The 19,457-nt window shown below is 61.4% G+C and carries 10 protein-coding genes; 8 read left to right on the forward strand and 2 right to left on the reverse strand.

Annotated elements, in window-relative coordinates; genetic code table 11:
* The first annotated feature begins 908 nt into the window (after positions 1-908).
* From tssL to AC0L17_RS18830, 7 genes are all read left to right on the forward strand, one after another.
* Positions 909-2,225 (forward strand): type VI secretion system protein TssL, long form, encoded by a 1,317-nt coding sequence (gene tssL / locus AC0L17_RS18800; RefSeq protein WP_473516931.1) that lies wholly within the window; start codon positions 909-911, stop codon positions 2,223-2,225.
* A 22-nt stretch (positions 2,226-2,247) separates the two neighbouring features.
* Positions 2,248-5,811, forward strand: a complete 3,564-nt coding sequence (tssM, locus tag AC0L17_RS18805; protein ID WP_473516932.1) for a type VI secretion system membrane subunit TssM — start codon at positions 2,248-2,250, stop codon at positions 5,809-5,811.
* A gap of 159 nt (positions 5,812-5,970) precedes the next feature.
* Positions 5,971-6,738: a PP2C family protein-serine/threonine phosphatase gene (locus AC0L17_RS18810; RefSeq protein WP_473516933.1), complete on the forward strand. Its 768-nt coding sequence runs from the start codon at positions 5,971-5,973 to the stop codon at positions 6,736-6,738.
* A 5-nt stretch (positions 6,739-6,743) separates the two neighbouring features.
* Entirely contained in the window at positions 6,744-9,368 is a 2,625-nt protein-coding gene (locus tag AC0L17_RS18815; protein WP_473516934.1) for a serine/threonine-protein kinase, read from the forward strand.
* Positions 9,369-9,379: 11 nt separating this feature from the next.
* Positions 9,380-9,886, forward strand: a complete 507-nt coding sequence (locus AC0L17_RS18820) for a DUF1036 domain-containing protein (RefSeq protein WP_473516935.1) — start codon at positions 9,380-9,382, stop codon at positions 9,884-9,886.
* Positions 9,883-12,210 carry a M23 family metallopeptidase gene (locus AC0L17_RS18825; RefSeq protein ID WP_473516936.1) on the forward strand — a complete coding sequence of 776 codons (2,328 nt, stop codon included), beginning with the start codon at positions 9,883-9,885 and terminating at the stop codon, positions 12,208-12,210. The genes AC0L17_RS18820 and AC0L17_RS18825 overlap by 4 nt, the downstream gene beginning before the upstream one ends.
* A 185-nt stretch (positions 12,211-12,395) precedes the next feature.
* Positions 12,396-14,165, forward strand: coding sequence for a caspase family protein (locus AC0L17_RS18830; RefSeq protein WP_473516937.1), 1,770 nt, complete (start codon positions 12,396-12,398; stop codon positions 14,163-14,165).
* On the opposite strand, the gene AC0L17_RS18835 is transcribed toward AC0L17_RS18830, so the two are convergent.
* Positions 14,071-14,601: an OmpA family protein gene (locus AC0L17_RS18835; protein ID WP_473517012.1), complete on the reverse strand. Its 531-nt coding sequence runs from the start codon at positions 14,599-14,601 to the stop codon at positions 14,071-14,073. The genes AC0L17_RS18830 and AC0L17_RS18835 overlap by 95 nt on opposite strands.
* 190 nt (positions 14,602-14,791) lie before the next feature.
* Here AC0L17_RS18835 and AC0L17_RS18840 point away from each other — a divergent pair, with 190 nt between their 5' ends.
* On the forward strand, positions 14,792-15,364 hold the full coding sequence (locus AC0L17_RS18840; protein ID WP_473516938.1) for a DUF6931 family protein: 573 nt from the start codon (positions 14,792-14,794) through the stop codon (positions 15,362-15,364).
* Between the two features lie 509 nt (positions 15,365-15,873).
* Here AC0L17_RS18840 and AC0L17_RS18845 read toward each other — a convergent pair.
* The gene (locus tag AC0L17_RS18845) at positions 15,874-18,393 is read right to left on the reverse strand and encodes a caspase family protein (protein WP_473516939.1); all 2,520 of its coding nucleotides are present in this window, start codon (positions 18,391-18,393) and stop codon (positions 15,874-15,876) included.
* Positions 18,394-19,457 lie beyond the last annotated feature (1,064 nt).

Below are 19,457 nucleotides of genomic sequence, written 5' to 3' on the forward strand. Positions count from 1 at the left end.
ACGGGGCTGCGCGGCGGACACGCCAACGTCACCGCTGAATGCCACGCCATTTTTGCAGAACTTGACGCACACAACTCTTTTGCGGCGGTGGTGATTGGCGAAAGCCAGGATCACGGCCGATCTCCCCCCAAGTGGAGGAGATGTCCGGCAGGACAGAGGGGGGCGCTGTCCCGCCGCCATCAAAGGTTCTGCACCGTCGTGACGCTCTGTTGTAACGGCATGGATCCCAGGGTCTCCGCGACGTCGCTTCGCTCCTGCTCCGCCCTGGGATGACGAAGGAGTGGTGGCCTGCGGCTAATCGCAGACGTTGGAGATTGTGCAGCTGGACCGTCGACAATCCCTTTCAGGCTCGCTCTCAACCAAGTCCTCTGTGCAAAGGAACTAGGGGTATCCTTGGCGAGCCCAAAGATACGGCGCTGTCGTTGGCGAAGAAAAATTCTTTGGCAGCGCTGCATCTGGTTCCAATCGACCGTTTCTAAGCTTACGATCATTTTCGACAGTTCGCCAGCGGGTAAGGCTGATTGACCTGGGGGTCTGCGGCACATGTCATGTTACTGCGGGTTAGAAAGATATAGCCGACCTTCCTCCAGGCACTGCCCTCGTCAGCAGCGCCTGCAGTTCCTGCGCCTGCAGTCCCTGCGCCCGGCCAGGGACCGTCTTGCCCTGATGTGGCGCACACGCCGCACTGACGCGTGGACGGACGTATGGCGATGAGCTCGAAGGACGATCCTTTCGGCCCAGCGGGCAAGACCGTTTTTCGCGCACCGCGCCGCGCTGAGAAATCAGCGCCGGCTCCTCACAGACCTGTTCCCGACGACGAGCAGCCCGGTTCCTCGCGGGTCAAAGATTCAACGGTATTCGATCCGAGTGTCGCTCGGCATGCACCGCCGGGGTGGACATCCGGAACCGTGATTTATCAGGGGGCAGACCCCGGCGCAGCGGCGGCAACCGGCTCCGTTGCGGCGGCGCCGGGCATTCAGCAGGACATCCTCCTGCATGCCACGGACAACGTCAGATATTCCGCAGCAAATCAGATCCTCGCCGCGGCCGCGCCTTTGCTGATGCTGTTGGGCCAGCTCAGGCTTATGGCTGTCGAAAGACAGGCGGAGCAACTGGCGGGACATGTCGCCGAGGCGATCGAAAAATTCGACCGGACAATGGAGAAAGCCGGCGTTCCCGAAGAAGATGCACGGATCGCAAAATTTGCTCTCTGCGAAACCGCTGACGACCTCATCGGCAACCTGCCTTGGCCCAGGACAGACGCCTGGGCGCAGCACAGCATGCTGTCACAGTTCTTTCACGTCGTGCCCACCGGCTCGGGCTTCTACCAAGCGCTGAACAAGATACTGGCGGCGCCGGAGGCACACTGCGATTTGCTTGAACTGATGCATGCCTGCCTGTCGCTGGGGTTCGAAGGCCAGTATCGAGGCCTTGCGGGCGAGGACAACAATCTCGAACGCGTTCGCCGCGACGTCTACGAGACGCTTCGTTACTTCAGGGCGCGCGCCGACGACGACATCTCGCCCCACTGGCAAAGCCTGGCGGTTTCCAACCCACAGTCGTCGGCCCGGTTGCCGCTCTGGGTGATTGCGGCGGCTGCCTCGGCGCTGCTGACGGCGGCGTTCTTCGCATTGCGGGTCTTCATTACCAACGAGGGCGATGCCCTCGCCGGCAGGCTGCTTGCGCTCGATCCATCGACGCCGATCGCCATCGAACGCGCCAGCGTGGTGCCGTCGGCTGCGCCGGTGAAAGTCGCTCCGCCTGTCGCCCCTACCCGTTCCCAGATCGATCGCATCCATGCGGCACTGGCCAAGGCTATCGCGCGCGGCGGGCTGAGCGTCGGCACGCAGGGCAGGTTCATCATCGTGGAGATCAACAATGTCCTGCTGTTCCCGTCCGGCAGGGCCGAGATAAAACCGGAGTTTGGACCAATCGCCGCGGACATCGCCGCCGCGCTGGAACCGGAGCCTGGACCGATCATGATCGTCGGCCACACAGACAATGTGAAGCCGCGGAAATCGAGCGAGTTCAAATCCAACTTCGACCTTTCCATCGCCCGGGCGAAGGCCGTCGCAGCTGTCATGGCGCCACGGTTCAGCAAGCCTTCGCGGATCACCGTCGACGGCAAGGGTGAAGACGAACCGATCGCCGACAATGCGACGCCGGAAGGCCGCGCCCAGAATCGCCGTGTCGACTTGATGATCCCCAAGGAGGAAACGCTGTGAGCACGGCCATTTGGAAGCGCCCATGACGCGCTGGCTGCTGCGGATATTCAGCGCGATCGCGTTGGCCGGTTTCGCGGCAGCCGTCTGGTTTGCCGGACCATTGATCCGCTTTGCCGACACGCGTCCACTGGCACCCGTCTGGCTGCGCGTGACGGTCATCGGCGTGATCGTTGCGATCGCGACGCTGTTTTATGGAGTGCGTTTCTGGCAAAAGCGAAAGGCGCAAAAGGCGCTCGAGACGATAGTCGCCCGCAATGACGACAGGGATGACGACTCGCAGGTGCTCGAGGCTCGGATGAATGAAGCCATCGCTGCGCTCAAGCGGTCGAGCGGCAAGCGCAATTTCCTCTACGAAGTTCCCTGGTACGTCGTCATCGGCCCGCCCGGTGCCGGCAAGACAACGGCATTGGTCAATTCAGGCCTGAATTTTCCGCTTGCCGGTTCGGGGGATGCCCAGCCGGTGGCCGGCGTTGGCGGCACACGATCCTGCGACTGGTGGTTCACCGACCAGGCGGTGCTGATCGACACCGCCGGACGCTACACCACGCAGGATTCCAATGCGCAGAGCGACAAGAAGAGCTGGCTCGCCTTCTTGTCGCTGCTGAAGGGATACCGCACCCGGCAACCGATAAACGGGGTTATCCTGGCCATCAGCCTTGCCGATCTCATCAGCCTCGATGATCGGCAGCTTGACGTCCATGTCGTTGAAATACGCAGCCGTCTGCGCGAAATCCACGAAACACTGAAAATCCAGTTCCCGGTGTACCTGCTCTTCACCAAGGCCGACCTTGTCTCGGGTTTCATGGATTATTTTGGCGGCTTCGACGAGCAGCGCCGCCGCAAAGTGTGGGGCGTGACATTCCAGACCGCCGACCGCAGCAAGAACATGGCCGGTGAAGCACCGGCCGAATTCGACGCATTGGCAAGGCGCCTGGCAGAGGAGATGGCCGACCGCCTGCAGGAAGAGGCCGATCCGGTCGCGCGCATAGCCATCTTTGGCTTTCCAGCTCAATTTGACGCACTGAAAGCCCGTATCGCCGGTTTCGTCGCCAGCATATTCGATCCGGCCCGCAGCCAGGTGAACGTCAGCCTGCGTGGATTCTATTTTTCGTCAGGCACGCAGGAAGGCACGCCGATCGACCAGGTGCTGGGCGAAATCGGTCGCAGTTTCGGCAGCGCTTCTCGCGCCCATCTTTCCGGCACCGGCAAAAGCTTCTTCTTGCATGATCTTCTGACCGGCGTCATTTTCGCGGAATCCGGCTGGGTTTCATACGACAAATCGGCTGAAAGGCGTGCAGCGATCGCCAGGTATGGCGGCCTTGGCGCAATAGCATTGATGGCTGCCGCGGCTCTGGGCACCCTGGCCCTGAGCTTTTCAGCCAACAGGTCGCTGATCGCTTCCACCACGCAAGCTGCAGGCCAGTATCGCGAGACGGCGGACCCGCTCCTCAAAAGCACTGAAGTCGCCGATGTCGACCTTGAAAACGTCATCGGCCCGCTCGACCAGTTGCGTGAGCTGCCGGCCGGCTTCGACACCGGTGACTTGCCGACCCCGATCCAGGAGACGTTCGGCCTCAGTCAGCGGGAAAGACTTCTTTCGGCATCGAAGACAGCTTACCGGCAGGCGCTGGAGCGCATGTTCCGCTCGCGCCTGCTGCTTCAGGCCGAACGGACGATCCAGGCCAGGATGGCTGATCCCACCGCGCTCTACCAACCGCTGAAGATCTACATGATGCTTGGCGGCAAGGCGCCCAAGGTCGACGACGAGCTGATCGTGTCCTGGATGAAGCAGGACTGGGAGCAGAACCGGTATCCGGGTGAAAACAACCGCGAGGGACGGGCGCAACTCGAAAAGCATCTGCGGGCCATGCTTGCGCTGGACGACGCCTATGATCCGGTTTTCGAACTCAACCAGCCACTTGTCGAAGCCGCTCAACGCTCGCTCGGACGCATGAGCCTTGCCGATCGTGCCTCTGCCCTGGTGAAGTCGGCGGTATACGCCGCAGCGCTGGACGATTTTTCGGTCTCCGTCAAAGGCGGCCCGGAAGCGCAGCTGTTGTTCGAGCGTGTCAATGGTGGCGATCTGTCGGGCCTGCGCGTTCCCGGTATCTACACCTATGGCGGCTTCAACAACTTCTATCTCGGACAACTCTCGCGCATTGCGCAGATGCTTGTCGACGACCAGTGGGTTCTCGGCGGCGGCGCCGAGCAAGGCGGCATCGACCAGGAATTGCCAAAACTCGGTCCCGAACTTGTCGAGCGCTATGGCAGGGAGTTCGCCGCTGCGTGGAACGGCGTTCTCGAAAAGCTGAAGTTCAAGCCAATGCTGGAGGACAAGCCGGACTATATCGTGCTCTCCGCCGCCGCGTCACCAAGCTCGCCAATCGACCAGCTTTTTACCGCGATAGCCGACGAAACAGCGCTGACGCGAGAAGCTGGTTCCAGTGAAGAGTCAGGCTCCGGGGCCGAAGCCGGCATGCTTCAAAACCAGCCGCAAAACGCTGCCGATATCGCCAGCGGATTGGCCCGCATCGGCATTCAAATCGCCGGCGGCAAATCGCAAAGCCGGGCCGGCACGGGGTCCGCTCGCGCGCAAAACCAGTACCCCGGGGCGAACATCGAAGCGCAATTCAGATCATTCCAGGCTTTGGTGAACGGTCCCACCGGACGCCGCCCCATCGATGCGCTGACCCAGAATTTCCGCGACATCCATCAAAGCCTGCAATTGGCGGCCGATGTCCCTTCGCAGACGGAACGCGCCAACATGAATCTGCAGCTGCAGATATCCACGCTTCGCGCCAATGTCTCGCGGCTGCCCAAGCAACTCGCCCGAATGGTCACTGCGACCGCCGACGAGCTTGACGGCAACGTCGCAGAAACCTCGCAGACGAATTTGAACCAGCTGCTCGACCAGACGGTCACGCGCGTCTGCGAGGAGATGGTTGAGGGCCGTTATCCTTTCGCCAGCGATGGTCCGGAGGATATTGCGATGGCGGATTTCGCGAAACTGTTCGCTCCAGGCGGCCTGATGGACCGGTTCTTCGCACAGAATCTCGCATCGCTGATCGACATGACCGGCCAGGACTGGAACTGGAAGCAGGATGCGCGTTTCGGGCGCGACCTGTCGAAGTCGACCTTGAAAAACTTCCAGCTGGCGGCGGAAATCCGCAACGCCTTCTTTCCTTCAGGTGGTTCGCTGCCGTCGGTCAGTGTCACCTTTACACCGTTTTCACTGCATGGCGATGCCGATACGGCGGTACTCGACGTCGATGGCCAGATCGTCCAAAGCAACCAGGCCGGCAACGCGCCAAGCACGGTGACCTGGCCGAGCGGCATGGCTTCCGCGTCGGCGAGCCTGAGCCTTATGCCGGAGATGCCGGGCCGTGAGTCCGCGATCAAGTTCGACGGTCCGTGGGCACTGAAGCGCCTGCTGGACAAGGCCGATATCACCGGCACCGGCGGCAACACGCAAGCCCGCTTCGTGATTGGCGGACGTGATGTCGCCTATACGGTCCAGGCCAGCTCGGACCAAATCCCTCTCTTCCTACCTGCGCTTTCCGGGTTCAGCTGTCCAAAGGCGTTTTGAGATGAGCTCTAGATTTTCCAATACGGTGCGGCGGCCCATCGGCAACAGATGGGCGGACGTTTATTTCGATACTCTAACGTTCGAGCCTGTGGCAAACTGGCGCGAGCGAGCGCCTGACGGTGCGCTGCAGAGGACGCTTGAGAAGCGCTTGGTGGCAAAGTGAACAATGTCGCCCTTCCCTTTGAAAGCTTCGGCGTTAGCCACAAAGGCTGTGTCCGTGAGCTCAACGAAGACAGCTATCTGGTCGAGCCGGACACCGGCCTGTGGGTGGTGGCCGATGGAATGGGTGGACATGATGCCGGGGAAGTCGCTTCGGCCAGCATCGTCGATCATCTGGCAACGATCGGCATTGCAAGCTCTGCACCGGATCTGCGCGCGCGCTTCGAGGACCGGCTGAGCCGGGCCAACGCCGAAATCCGCAGGATATCGCAATCCCGCGGGGTAACCATTGGCTCCACTGTCGCCGCCCTGCTGGCGATGGATGGGCGGTTTGCCTGCCTGTGGGCAGGCGACAGTCGCGTCTACCTGATCCGCAACGGCTCGATCTCGCAGATTTCGAAGGACCATACCGAAGTCCAGGAACTTCTCGACAAGGGCATGATCAGCGCAGCAGAAGCGCTCGCCTGGCCGCGCCGCAACGTCATCACGCATGCGGTCGGTGTCAGCGACGAGATCGTGATCGATTTCCAGCAAGGCGAAATCATGCCGGGCGACATATTCGTGTTGAGCACCGACGGGCTGACAGCGCATGTCACAGACGCCGAGATCGAGGCGGCGGCGGTGTCGGCGACGCCTCAGGCGGCATGCGAAAACCTGCTGCAAATGGTGCTGGCGCGCGGGGGAACGGACAATGTCACGATCGTGCTCGTGAAGATCGGAGACGGGCGCAATGGGGCCTATCCCGGTCCTTCCAGAGCGGAAGGCTGAGGCTGATGAGCGCCGACGACAAGACGCGGATATCGCCTGACGTGGCCACCACAGCCGTCGGCACGCAACTCAGCGGCATCTATGAACTGGACGAGCGGATCGCATTCGGTGGCATGGGCGAAGTCTACCGTGGCCACAACATCCAGACCGGCGACCATGTCGCCATCAAGATCGTATTGCCCGAGTTCGCCCGTGACCAGACGATCCTGTCGCTGTTCCGCAAGGAAGCGTCGATCCTCAATCATTTGTCGCACGATGCGGTCGTGCGCTATCACGTCTTCACGATCGACCCCGGTATCGGTCGCCCCTACCTCGCCATGGAATTCGTCGACGGCCAGTCGCTGTTCGATATCATGCGAAATGGCCCGATGCCGACGGAAGACGTGCGCAAGCTCTGCCATCGTCTGGCTTCCGGCTTGAGTGCCGTGCACCAGGCGGGAGCGATACACCGCGACCTCTCCCCGGACAACATCATCCTGCCGGGAGGCCGGGTCGATCGCGCAAAGATCATCGATTTCGGCATCGCGCGGTCGGCGACCGTCGGCGGCGAGACGCTGATCGGCGGAAAGTTCGCGGGAAAGTACAACTACGTTTCCCCAGAGCAGCTCGGGCTGTACAGCGGCGATGTCAGCGAGCAATCCGACATCTACAGCCTGGGCCTGGTGCTGGCCGCTGCCCTGCGCGGGAAACCGATCGACATGAGCGGCTCCCAGTACGAGATCATCGAAAAACGCCGAACCGTTCCGGACCTGTCCGACATCGACGCCGATTTTCGTGGAATTGTCGAGGCCATGCTGCAGCCGGATCCACAGGACCGGCCGATCAGCATGGCCGATATCGCCAGGGCGACACGCGACGACACGGACGAGGAGACAAGGCCGCCAACGTCGATCACGCCGCGCGACCGGACGCCGCGAACCGGGGGAACCGCCGCGCCTGGCCCCAAGCTTGCCGGTCCCAAGCTGGCAAGTCAGCCTCCGGCGGCTGCCGGTGAGCAGCGCTTCGTTCCGCATGTCCGGCCCGCACTTCTGTCCGAGCCAAGGCCTTCGCCAGTTGCCGGTCCTGCTCGGGCGGTCTTGCCAAAGGTCCCGGCAAAGTCCGCCAGGACCCGATCGATCGCGATCGCTGCCCTGGCGACATTGGCTGTCGCGTCGGGTGCAGGCGTTTATCTCAGCGGCGTGATGACGCCTTCCACGCCGAGCGCCGGCGATACATCGTCTTTGTCGCCAAAAGCATCCAAACCTGCCCCGACGGACAGCGCTGCAAATTCGCCGGGCGATGAGCCGGCAAAAGCAGTTGCACCTGAGCAGTCACGAACAGAAGCCACTGCGCCGCCAACCGAAAGTCAGGCAGGCGCGGATCAAAAGTTGGAGCCGGCACGGCCCGCCGAAGTCCTCTCACCATCCGAGGAAGCCCCGGAGCGGTTGGCATCGGAAGAAAGCTCGGAGCCGGCGGCATCCGCGGAAATCTCGGAGCCGGCAGCAGAAGAAGCGCAGTTGCCAGCTGAAAATCGGGCAGATGCCGCGGCGGATCAAAGGCTGGAGCCGACACGGCCCGCCGAAGTCCTCTCGCCATCCGAGGAAACCCCGGAGCCGGCGGCATCCGAGGACACCTCGGAGCCGGCTGCAGCCGAGGCGCCATCGCCAGCTGAAAATCGGGCAGACGCCGCGGCGGATCAAAAGTTGGAGCCGACACGGCCCGCCGAAGTCCTTTCGCCAACCGAGGAAACCCCGGAGCCGATTCCGCCGCGCATCCAGGTCGCGCCAATGCCGCCGGCCGACAAGGCTTCGCCCCCGGCGCTCCAGCCCGAAATGATGGAGAGCCGGAAGCCCGATCAGCCGGCCAGCCAGCACGCGCGGGCCGAAAACCAGACGGATGATGCGAATGCAAAACGGCAGCGGTACGAGCCGGCGCCAGGCAAACAGCCGGGCGAAGCCACTGTTGCCTTGAACGTGCCGAAACCGGAACTGGCACTGCCGCCGAAAAATGCCCTCGACCACGCTGCGCAACGGGTCTCCTGGGTGCGGGACTTCAACGGCGGCGACTGTTTCTATGCGACGTTGACGTCGGCAACCGGCGCCGCCGTCGCGATCGAAGGACTGGGCACGGAGGTCCAGCCGTTCGAACGAATGCTGTCCGATTTCCAGGCAAAATTCCGTGTCGAACCGGACATCAGCGTCCGCCTCATTGAGCCGGCTCAATGCGAAGTCACCAACTTTCTGCGCTTTCTGGACCAGATGCCGGCTGACAAGCCGCAGCTTGTTCTCGATCGAACGACGGTGCCGAGCGGCTCGCCGATCGGCGGCACGCTGGTGACGCATGGCGGTCTCATTTCCAGCGTGCTGCTGATCGACCACAGGGGCATGGCATTCAGCCTCGACGATCTTATGCTGGCGCAAGCCGACAAGGCCACCTTCAACATTCCGATCGATCTCGGCGCAGCTGACAAGGCGGCCGGCAAGGTCGTGCCGCAGATCATAATGGTGATCACGGGTCCACAGGATATTCAGGCTGCGGCGTTCTCCGCGCCGACACCAGCCGCGCTGCTGCTGCCCAAAATTCTCGACGAGATCGACGCCGACCGAGCTGAGTTCTCCGCAACGGCAAAGTACTTCCGGCTCGGCGGATAGCATGGACGCCGATGGACCTCCGCAGCTCGCGTTTTCCCTTCCTGACCGCTGTCCCGCCCAACAATCAGCGTGACCGGCTTCGCGGCCTGCTTGCCCTGACAGGCCGTATCAGACTTACGGTGATATTGGGCGCGACATTGCTGGCTCTCCTGTCGTCCCACGAAGCGCGCGCCGAATTCACCGTCTGCAATCAGACGCTCGACGTCGTCAATCTCGCTGTCGGCCAAAAGGTCGACAATGCGGACCAGACCGATGGCTGGTGGACCATCGGCGCAAATCAGTGCGTGAACGTCATCCGCGAGGAACTCACCAACCGCTACATCTACATCTATGCGACGGACGTTTTTGGCCATGCGACCCTGACCGGGTCGACCGAAATGTGCATCGACCGGCGGCGTTTCTCGATACGCGGCATCGATGAATGCTGGCAGCGCGGCCATATCGCCGCACGATTTCTCGAAGTCGATACGCTTGAACAGGTGCGGTGGACCTTTTTTCTGACCGGAAGCAATCCGTGACGCACAGTATCGACACAAGCTTCAGGCTGAAAAAGCAGGCGCGCGCCGCCCTGCGCAGACGCAGGCTGTGGCGCAGGCTTCTTGCCGGTCTTGCTGTGGCTGTCCTGTTGTCGATCGCTGCCGGCTTCTATCTCACCGCGGATTATTGGTCGTTTGGCGACGAAGACGAGGAGTTGCACGCCGTCGAGGGAACCGACGATGTGCCAGCCGATGCATCTGTCTATGTGCCTGCCATCATCGATCTCGCAGGCGACCCGATGTGGATCACCCTTGCGCCCGACACCGGCGGCGCAACAAAAAGCCAAGTGATCCCGCGGCCGGCAGAACTCGATCAGGCCGGCGTTTCTCCGCAGATCGAAATTCTGTCCGACGTGATGCTTAGCGCCAGCGAAAAGTTCATGACGACGATACCGTCGACGCAAGAAGATTTCGCCTTCTTCCAGGCGCAGCGACAGACCGCGCCGGCGCCATCCAACGAGCTGCAAAACGATGTTCAGCCACCGCCCGTACCAAACGACGCTCCGGTTGCTTCGGACCCGCATGTCGATGATGCCGAAGCAGGGTGGGGCGAAACAATCGATTCAGGCGAGGCAGCCCTTCCCGCGTTCCAGAAAACCCAGATCGAAAACAACACAAGCGTTGCAAATGTCATCAGTGAACATCAACGCTACGAGGCTACCGAGGACATTTTCGTAAAGATCCTCAACGACCGCAGCCTGGACAGCGTTGCGCTCGATGCGCATTTCTCCGCCGAGGATGCCAGGCTGGCAGGCGAGGCGCTGAAGGCGCTTTTCAATCGGGAGAGCCTTGAGCCAGGTCATGTCGTCGCCATGCGCGGTTTCAGGCCGACGCGCGAGACGACAACCATGTCCCTCATGCAGGTTTCGATCTACGCCAAGAACGTATTTGTCGGCACGCTGACGCGCAATGCCGCCGGTGTGTTTGTGTCTGGTGTCGACCCCTGGGTCCGCGAAGATTTGTTCAACTACTCGGGCGCACAGGCGCAAGGCACGCACAAAAGGCAATACCGGCTGCTCGACGCGATCTACTCGACAGCAGCGCGCAACAAGGTTCCAACCGGCGTGATCGGAGAAGCGATCATGTATCTGTCGCGAGGACAGGATCTGGATGCCTTCGCCAGCGAAGACCAGCGTCTGGTCCTGATCTATTCGCAAAAACCGCGTGGCAAGGAAGAGACGGCCGGACGGGTGCTGTATGTCGGCGTCCGGGGTAGCGAAAAAAGCCTCGACTGTTTCGTGTTCCAGCAGACCGACGGCCAGTTTGCATGCGTCAGCGGCGACGATCAGGTTCGCTCGCTGACAGTGGCCAACGGCATGGTCACACCGGTCAACGGGGTCATGACCTCGACTTTCGGCCCACGCAAGCACCCAATCCTCGGAACCGTTCGCATCCACAAGGGCGTCGATTGGGCGGCGCCCCTGGGCACGCCGATAGCCGCCGCCTTCGACGGCGAAATCGTCTTTCAGGGCGATGGAAGCGGCTACGGCAATCTGGTCAAGATTTCGCACGGAGACGGCAGCGAGACGCGCTATGCGCATATGCAGAAATTCGCTGATAAGGCCGGTGTCGGCGCGAAGGTGAAGGCAGGCGATATCATTGGCTACATCGGCACCACCGGTCTCTCGACCGGGCCGCACCTGCATTTCGAACTCTATCGCAATGGCCAGGCGATCGATCCGCTGGGCACGGTCACGGCAATCGCGACGGACGCTTCCGCTGTCGAAACGCTGACCGAGCGTATCGTTCAAGTCGAAAGTGGCGGCAAGGCCCGCGCCAAGAACCCACTTTCTTCGGCAACCGGCGCCGGTCAGTTCATAACCAAGACGTGGATCCGGATGATGAACACCTACCGCCCCGAGCTGGCGCGGACACTGTCAACCGCCGACCTGCTCGCTCTGCGTTTTGACGCCACCATCTCGCGCGAGATGGTCAGCAATCTGGCGCGCGAAGGCGAAGCCTATCTTCGGGCACGCGGCCACCAGATCACAGCCGGCCGGCTTTATCTCTGTCATTTCCTGGGAATGGAAGGCGCCCATCAAGTGTTGTCGTCGCCGGGTTCGGCGCAATTGAGCGCCGTGCTCGGATCGGCCGTCATTCAGGCCAACCCGTTTCTCACCGGCAAGTCCGCCAGCTATGTCGTGAGCTGGGCCGAAAGGAAAATGGGGCGGAAGCTGAGCCCGGCGATGGTTGAAGTGAGCCAACAGACAACGACAACGACGGAAGTCCGGCAGACATCGCCCGAGTTCGAAAAATACAAGCAGGCGATCACGGCTCTCATAGGCTCGATGCAGAATACCCTTTGAACCTGCTTCTCGAGGCGTGCGAGTTTGCCGTTAGTCCATTGGTGTTCCTGCTGCCAAGTGCTACTATAGCCAACTTTTTTGGGCCTTTGTGAACCAAAACTGTGGTCGAGATCACATACGCCCAGGAGCCATTTTGGCATGCGCAGACATCGATAGTGCGCCCCGGCGGGGCGGAGGGCTGGACCATGAAAGCATTTGCCGTCTTTCTGAGCGGGTTTGTCCTGTTTGTCATCACGTCGCTTGGAGCCGAGGCTGCCGCGCCTGATGCCAAACGCGTGGCACTGGTCATCGGCAACAGTAAATATGTCCATGCCGTTGCCTTGCCCAATCCCGCCAACGATGCGCACCTCATCGCATCCACGCTACGCAATGCCGGCTTCCAGGTGATCGAGGGGCTCGATCAAGACAATGCAGGCATGCATAGCCTCATCAGTCGGTTTACCGAGCAATCCTACGATGCCGAGCTCGCCGTCATTTTCTATGCCGGCCACGGCATGCAGGTCGACGGCAAGAATTTCTTGATTCCGATAGACGCCGAACTGACATCGCCCGCTCATCTCAAGACCCGCACCGTTCAGATCGACGACTTCATGGCGGCGTTACCAGCCGAGCCGGCGATCGGCGTCATCATCCTCGATGCCTGCCGCGACAATCCATTGGCCAGGACGCTGGCCGCCTCGATGCCGAGGAGCCGTTCCGCCTCGTTTGGCTCCGGACTGGCGCCGATTGAAGCAAGATCGGACGGCGTTGGAACCGGCGGAGTCTTGATTGCGTATGCAACCGACCCCGGGGCCATCGCTTTCGACGGCAACGGCGTAAACAGTCCCTACTCCGCAGCGCTCGCCAGACACCTGACTGAACCTGGCGTTGAAATCCAGAGCGCGCTGACGCGTGTGCGCGGCCAGGTGACCGAAACGACACAAGGTCGCCAAAGACCTTGGCACAACGCATCACTGGGACGCGAGGTCTTCCTGGGACAGTCCAAAGCGGAAGCGGCGCCTGCCACAAAACCGATCGCTGGTGCGTCCGGCGCGATGACACCGGCGCCTGCCCCGGTGACCAACGAGCCTCCTTCCTGGGAGGTTGAGCAGCGTCTGTGGGACGAAGCTTCCAAGCGCAATTCCATTCCGTTCTACGAAGCCTATCTTGAACAGTTTCCGAGCGGCCGCTTCGCCACGGTCGCACGGCTGAACATCGACCAGTTGAACGAACCGAAGGCCGAAAATCGGCAGGTCGCGGCAGTCGATGAGGACGAGGCCAACGCAATTTCCGGCTCAGCCGTTCGCACCTCGGTTGGAGTTTCGGACGAGGTGAAGCAGACCCCGGGCACCGAGTTGACGGAAAGCGCGATCGGTCTCGATCGCCAGGGCCGTATCGATCTGCAGTTGCGCATCGAAGCCTTGGGCAACGAGCTTGGCCGTATCGACGGAAACATAGGCCCAAAAACCCGCCAGGCGATCGGCATCTGGCAAGCGAAAAACGGCCTGCCGCAGACGACCTTTTTGACACGCGAGCAACTGACGTTCCTGGTGATCCAGACGGATCCAATGATGGAATCGGTGCGCGCCAGCTACGCTGCCGATCTGGCTCGAGCACAGCCGAAGAAACAGGTGCAGCAGGCCCGCACAAAGAAGCCGGTGGCACAGAAGGCCCGCACACAAAAGCCGGTGGTTGGCACAGAAGCCCCGCAGGCAGCAGGTCGTGGTTCGACGGGATGTTCCGCCGCCGGACAACAACGACTTCCTGACCAAGGCGCTGATTTTCGGCACCGGTGTGGCCGTGGGTGGCGTGCTCAACAACAACTGACGAGCCAGTTTCAGGCGTGTCGACGCGGGCCGTGCCTCGGTGGTCGGAGCGGCCCTACTCGGTCCTTATCCGCATTTCCACCCGGCGGTTTACCGGATCGAATGGATTGGGGTTGCGCGGGTTGGCTTCGCCCAGGCCTGTCGCTTTGATGCGGGCAGGATCGATGCCGTTGGAGGTGAGGAAGGTTGTTACCGATCTGGCTCTGCGTTCCGACAGCCCCTCGTTGTAGCGCTCCGAGCCGGTTGCATCTGTGTGACCCTCGACAACGAAGTTCAAAGTGCTCAGTCGGCTGTCCTTCAGTGCCTTGGCGAACTCGTCCAGTTCAGCACGCGCAGTCGCATCGAGTTCCGCAGAATCAAGGCCGAAATTGATCAGCATGTCGAGGCTGGTTTTTTCCGCAGGCGCTGCCTTGTTCTTGCTGTTGCACTCTTCTTCGGTGCCGACGCAAATTCCACGCGGCGGGCCGAGCTCGCTCGCCGCGTCAAAAAACTTCACGATGTCTTCTGATTTCTGAAGTGGATCGGCAAAAGCGTGGGTCGAATAAAACGCGACCGTAAACACGAAGGCTAAACTGCCCAACCGCATAACGGTTACTCCTGTCTTGAGCATCGATTTCATCGACTGCGGACAATACCAAATTGCGAAGCGGTTGTCTGTCAATAAACGTCAAGCATACGAGTGGTGGAGGGCAGTTGCATCTTGCCAGGGACTGGAGACTTGACCCGCCCCGCCCAGGGCTTCAGTGTCTGGTGTTCCCTGGGGAAAGCGTGGCGCCATGGCCAATGAGCTTCGATTCAAAACGGCACGGGACCTTTTCATGGCCTGCCCCGCTGTTTCCAGGGACATGGTGGCACTTCCGACCGAACAGCCTTCAATCGAGTTTTGCCGCGCCCTGCTGGCCGGGCGGGTGCCCGAGGAGGCGATCACGTTCTGTGCCTATCTGCTTCCCGAACGGGCTGCGGTGTGGTGGGCACATGAATGCCTGAGCCACCTTACCGTTCTGCTCGACAGCACGGATCAGGAGTTGCTCGCGGTTGTTCGTGACTGGGTCAGCGAACCGGAGAGCCCTCACCATCGCCCGGAAGTGGACAAGGCTGCGGCAATGCCGCCAACAACGCCGGCCGCCTGGATTGCCCTGGCTGCAGGACGGCATGGCAACGGTTCAGCCATGGAGGCGCCAGCGCTATCGGCCTTGCCGCCAGCCGCCCGCGCTGTGAGTGCGGGCGTACTGGCCGGACTGGCACGCGTTGCGTTGGAAGACCGCTTTTCAGTTCTTTCCGCGTTTGTCGAAATGGGCATCCAGATGGCAGAGATCGAGGCGCTGCGCCAGTCAGCGGATGCGAGTTAGACCGTAGCCGTGTCAGCGAACGGGATACGTCCAAATTGAACGAGAATCAGGCTCTAGCTATCTGATTTAGCTGCATTGTGCGACGCCAAGTGACCCCACGTGGCTGCAGAATGCTCTAGTTGTTTGGCTTACTTGCAGCGCAGCAGCCATTCAACGCTATCCTCCCCAGCCGCCGCCGCCGCCTCCGCTGCTCCCGCCACTCCCGCCACTTCCGGCACCCCCGCCTCCTCCCGAAGAAGGAATGATTACGGGACGTGCGGCAGCAGGCTCGTCCGCGGCCGGACTAACCACTTTCCTGGCGGCCACCTGTTTGGGAGCCGGGTTGACGACCTTCCGCGGCGCCACGGCTCTGCGAACGACCTTCGGCGCCGGTGCCGGCGTCGCCACCAGCGGCGTCGGTTGAAGGGGTGGCCAGGATGTGCAGCCCGTGACCCCCGCCAAGGCGATGGACAGAGTTATCCCGATTGTTGCCTGCTTCCGATTTCTGCCCACCATTGCCTCCTTGTTGATCAGAACAAATCCCGACGCGGATTGGCTTGTTCCCAGACCGCCCTGGCCACCTTGACGAGTTGCTTGTCGACAGAACCGCTCAACGGAATCTTCGACTTGAGTTCCCCACGCAGCTGCTTCAACGCCGCCGCTTTCGGCTTGGCCCCGAATTGCGCCAACGTCGCCCGGGCGTCAGGCAACTCATTGCGAAGATCGAGCGCAACCGTGAATGCCAGGAAACGCACGGCGACGGCCTGGTCGGCGTTGTCGCCCTTCTGCATCTCGAGGGCCGCGCGATCATAGGCGCCGGACTGATCACCGCGCGAGGTTGCCAGTTCAAACAGGCGTTGGGCTTCATCAAGGTTCTGCTCGACGCCAACGCCATCACGGTACATGCGCGCAAGACTGCCCGGCGCATAGGGCTGGCCGAGGTCGATGGCTTTCTGAAAAAGCGCCAGCGCAGCCTTCGGATCCTTCTCGACGCCCCTGCCGCTGAGGTAATTGCGACCGAGCAAGTTCATCGAATACATGTCCTGGCGCTGGACGCCGGCCTCCAGGAAGGCAACCGCGCGGGCCTGATCGGCGGGCACGCCGTTGCGGCCTTCGGTGAAGATCGCCGCGAGATCGTTCATGGCATAGGTGTGCCCCATCGATGCCGCCTTGAGCAGCAGGTCCAGCCCCTTGCCGGTGTCGCTCTCGACGCCGTAGCCATGGAACAGGGCACGGCCCCACGACGTCATCCCGTAGGGATCGCCCTTGTCGGCCGCAGCGGCGTAGAAGGTGTTGGCCTGCTTGCGGTCGACAGCCTGGCCCGTTCCCGTAGCATGGAGGTAGCCGAGCTCGAACACCGCGCGCACATGCCCCCTGTCGGCGGCCTGCTGGATGGCTTTCCTGGCTTGGTCGACCTTGCCGGCTGCAAGCAGCGCGCGTCCCAGTTCATAACGGAAGCGGGCGACATCGGGATACGCCTTCACCGCAGCCTCGCACAGCTTCACCGCATCGGCGCCGATTTCATTTGGCAGCAGGCCGGGGACGACGCCCTGAAGGTCGAGAGGTTCGCCGGCAGCCAGGTCGCACGGATCGACGCTTGGCGACAGTTTCATACTGGCGGGTTTGGCTGCTCCGCTGTCCGCCCGAATTTCGAAGGCGATCTCGACCGGTGCGCTGGCTCCGATCTGGGGTTCATAGCGCAGCCCCTCGACTTCGCCGACCGTCAAGCTCGATTCGGGCGACAGGGTCCGATCCGGCAGCGAAAGCGTCCCCGTTGCCGGATAGTTTGTGACTTTCAGGCTGACCGCCGCATCGTCTGTCGGGACGTCGAGGTTCAGGGCAACGGCGCCGACGCCGACCGGAACGTCGACGTCCCGGTTCTCGATCGCCTCGGCCGCACCGGTGACATGAATGCCGCGCTGCAGCACCTGCTGCTTCTGCTCGGCTTCGAGCGAGGCCAGTACCTGTTCGCCCTCGGCTCCTTCGCCGCTCTTGACCCGGAACACCAGCATGCCCTTGGCTTCGCCGCCCCAACTGTCGCGTGCGGCATAGGCCAGCATATCCATCTCTTCCGGCTCGCCAGTTCCCTTGGGGACATCCAACTGCAAACGCGGCAGATCCTTGCCCTGGATCAGGTCTCCCGCCTCGATGACCTTGCCGTCCAGCATCAGGCGTCCCAAGGCGGGTGGTCTTTCGATGCTGACGGTTATTGTCCCGCCATCGACCTGGACCGGTTCCGGGAGGTCCAGATCGTTGGGGCCTGCCCCGGACAGCACGACTTTCTCCAATACCGGCGGCAGCGATGGGCGGCTGATGCGACGCATCAGAACGACTTCGTCGATCAGCGAAGAGTTCTCCCAGGGAACCTGCAGGCCCTTGGTAGCCTCAACCACATCCCGGCGGACGGCCGACATGACCGTGCGGATCTCCTGGTTCGGGGCGAGCGCGCGACGAGAAAACGCCGATGAGAAAGGACTGAGGTCGCCGGCGCCGTCGTAGGCGACCGCGCCGGGTTCGGTGGCGAAAGCAATCAGTGTGTTCAGTGAGCTTCTTACTTGCGCAAGGCCGGTGCCGCTGGCAGTAAGAAGCTGGTCCCTGAGCCAGTAGTCCTTGCGAGGGAATGGATTGTTGCGGCAGGCATCGAGGATGATCACCTGGATCTTCGATTTCGAACGCATCTGCTGCAGCACATCGTTCAGCTTGATTGCCTGGACCTCGACGTCCGCCGCATCTTTCAACGAGGCATCGACAGGAATCAGGAAATTTTCGCCGCCGATCTGAAAGCCGTGGCCGGAATAGTAGACGACAGCCACATCCGCGCCGTCCACGGCGGCAAGATAGTTGCGGAACTGATCTTCAAATTGCAGCTTTGTAAGATTGCTCGCGACGAAAACATCAAAACCAGCCGCTCGAAACGTGTTGGATACGTCCACCACATCCTTGGCCGGGTTCTTGAGGGCCGAGATTTCCTGGTAATCGGAGTTGCCGATTACAAAGGCGACCCTTCGTTCGACTGCAGAAGCGTCGAAGGTCGCGACGCTTGCGAGCATCAAGGCCGCAACGAATGCGCAACGTCGGAGCATGGCAAATCCCTTAACCGTCGTTACCTGGCGACCACAAGAACACAGCTTGCAGTGCCAAGGTCCGTTAGAGAGCATGCTATCTGCCGAGACAGAAAAGAGAGAAAAGCCGTCGCGACAGCGGTATATTCCTCACTTGATCGGTCCCTAAATTACATCAGAGCCCGAGTGTCCGCAATGATCGTCAAACGGATTCTCAACCTGGCTATTTGCTCGTGGTCGATACGGTCCCCTCGGGCCACGCGGCTGGCATATCCTTGGCTTCGCACACGCATCACGCGTCAGGGCGCCTGAGGTTTTCCACTGCTAATGTCGGCCTGCCCCTGATTTTTACTAGCCACCATTTCCGCGACTCAATTAGCGTCTGCTTATGGAGCATCGGCACGCCATTCGACGGATCAAGGAAGGGCTTTGGGAGGTCTATGACATAGACGACAATAGGGTTGTCTTCGCAGACGGGGTGGCTCTGACAAATTTGCAGGATGAGGAGGCACTCGACGCCCTGGAGTTGCTAAAAAGTGGATTCCTGGTTCCGAGCAGCGCTCCCGCGAGATGGGGCACTGAAGGCGGGTAGCCGGCACGCAAAAGCGCCGCCGCTTGGCGGGCTCCTGGATGCGTTCGCTCATCGAGATCTGCCACCTATTTCGGGCACTCGCAGCCGCGATGCAGAAGCTGTGGATCAAGTCGCGAGGCTCAGCGCGCCGCAGCGTGGCAAAACGAAAAATTCTCCTTCGTTTGGTTGATGCCGAAACAGTGCTCCGTCCGTAAGTTCGTGCTATATATTAGCAGGAGCTGTTATGAGGTTTTTGCCCGTTCAGGAACCGACCAACACATGGGCCGTGTTCGATACGACCGTGGATGTGCCGGCGTACTTCGCTGGTATTTGCCTTATCGGCTTGCCGCGGGAGCGGGCGGAGTGGCTCGCAGCAAGGGCCAATCAAGATGCGTTGGCAACAAGCAGCAGTATCGGCCGGCTCTCGTCTCCGGAGACTGAGCACGCCGTGCTTCCCATACGCAAATGCCAGAAATCGCTT

This window comes from Mesorhizobium sp. WSM4829 (assembly GCF_055811475.1).

Bases quoted from the DNA above. Each gene is read 5' to 3' on its own strand.
- tssM (WP_473516932.1), top strand. From the start codon at position 2,248: ATGACGCGCTGGCTGCTGCGGATATTCAGCGCGATCGCGTTGGCCGGT.
- AC0L17_RS18815 (WP_473516934.1), top strand. From the start codon at position 6,744: ATGAGCGCCGACGACAAGACGCGGATATCGCCTGACGTGGCCACCACA.
- AC0L17_RS18820 (WP_473516935.1), top strand. From the start codon at position 9,380: ATGGACCTCCGCAGCTCGCGTTTTCCCTTCCTGACCGCTGTCCCGCCC.
- AC0L17_RS18830 (WP_473516937.1), top strand. From the start codon at position 12,396: ATGAAAGCATTTGCCGTCTTTCTGAGCGGGTTTGTCCTGTTTGTCATC.
- AC0L17_RS18835 (WP_473517012.1), bottom strand. From the start codon at position 14,601: ATGCGGTTGGGCAGTTTAGCCTTCGTGTTTACGGTCGCGTTTTATTCG.
- AC0L17_RS18840 (WP_473516938.1), top strand. From the start codon at position 14,792: ATGGCCAATGAGCTTCGATTCAAAACGGCACGGGACCTTTTCATGGCC.
- AC0L17_RS18845 (WP_473516939.1), bottom strand. From the start codon at position 18,393: ATGCTCGCAAGCGTCGCGACCTTCGACGCTTCTGCAGTCGAACGAAGG.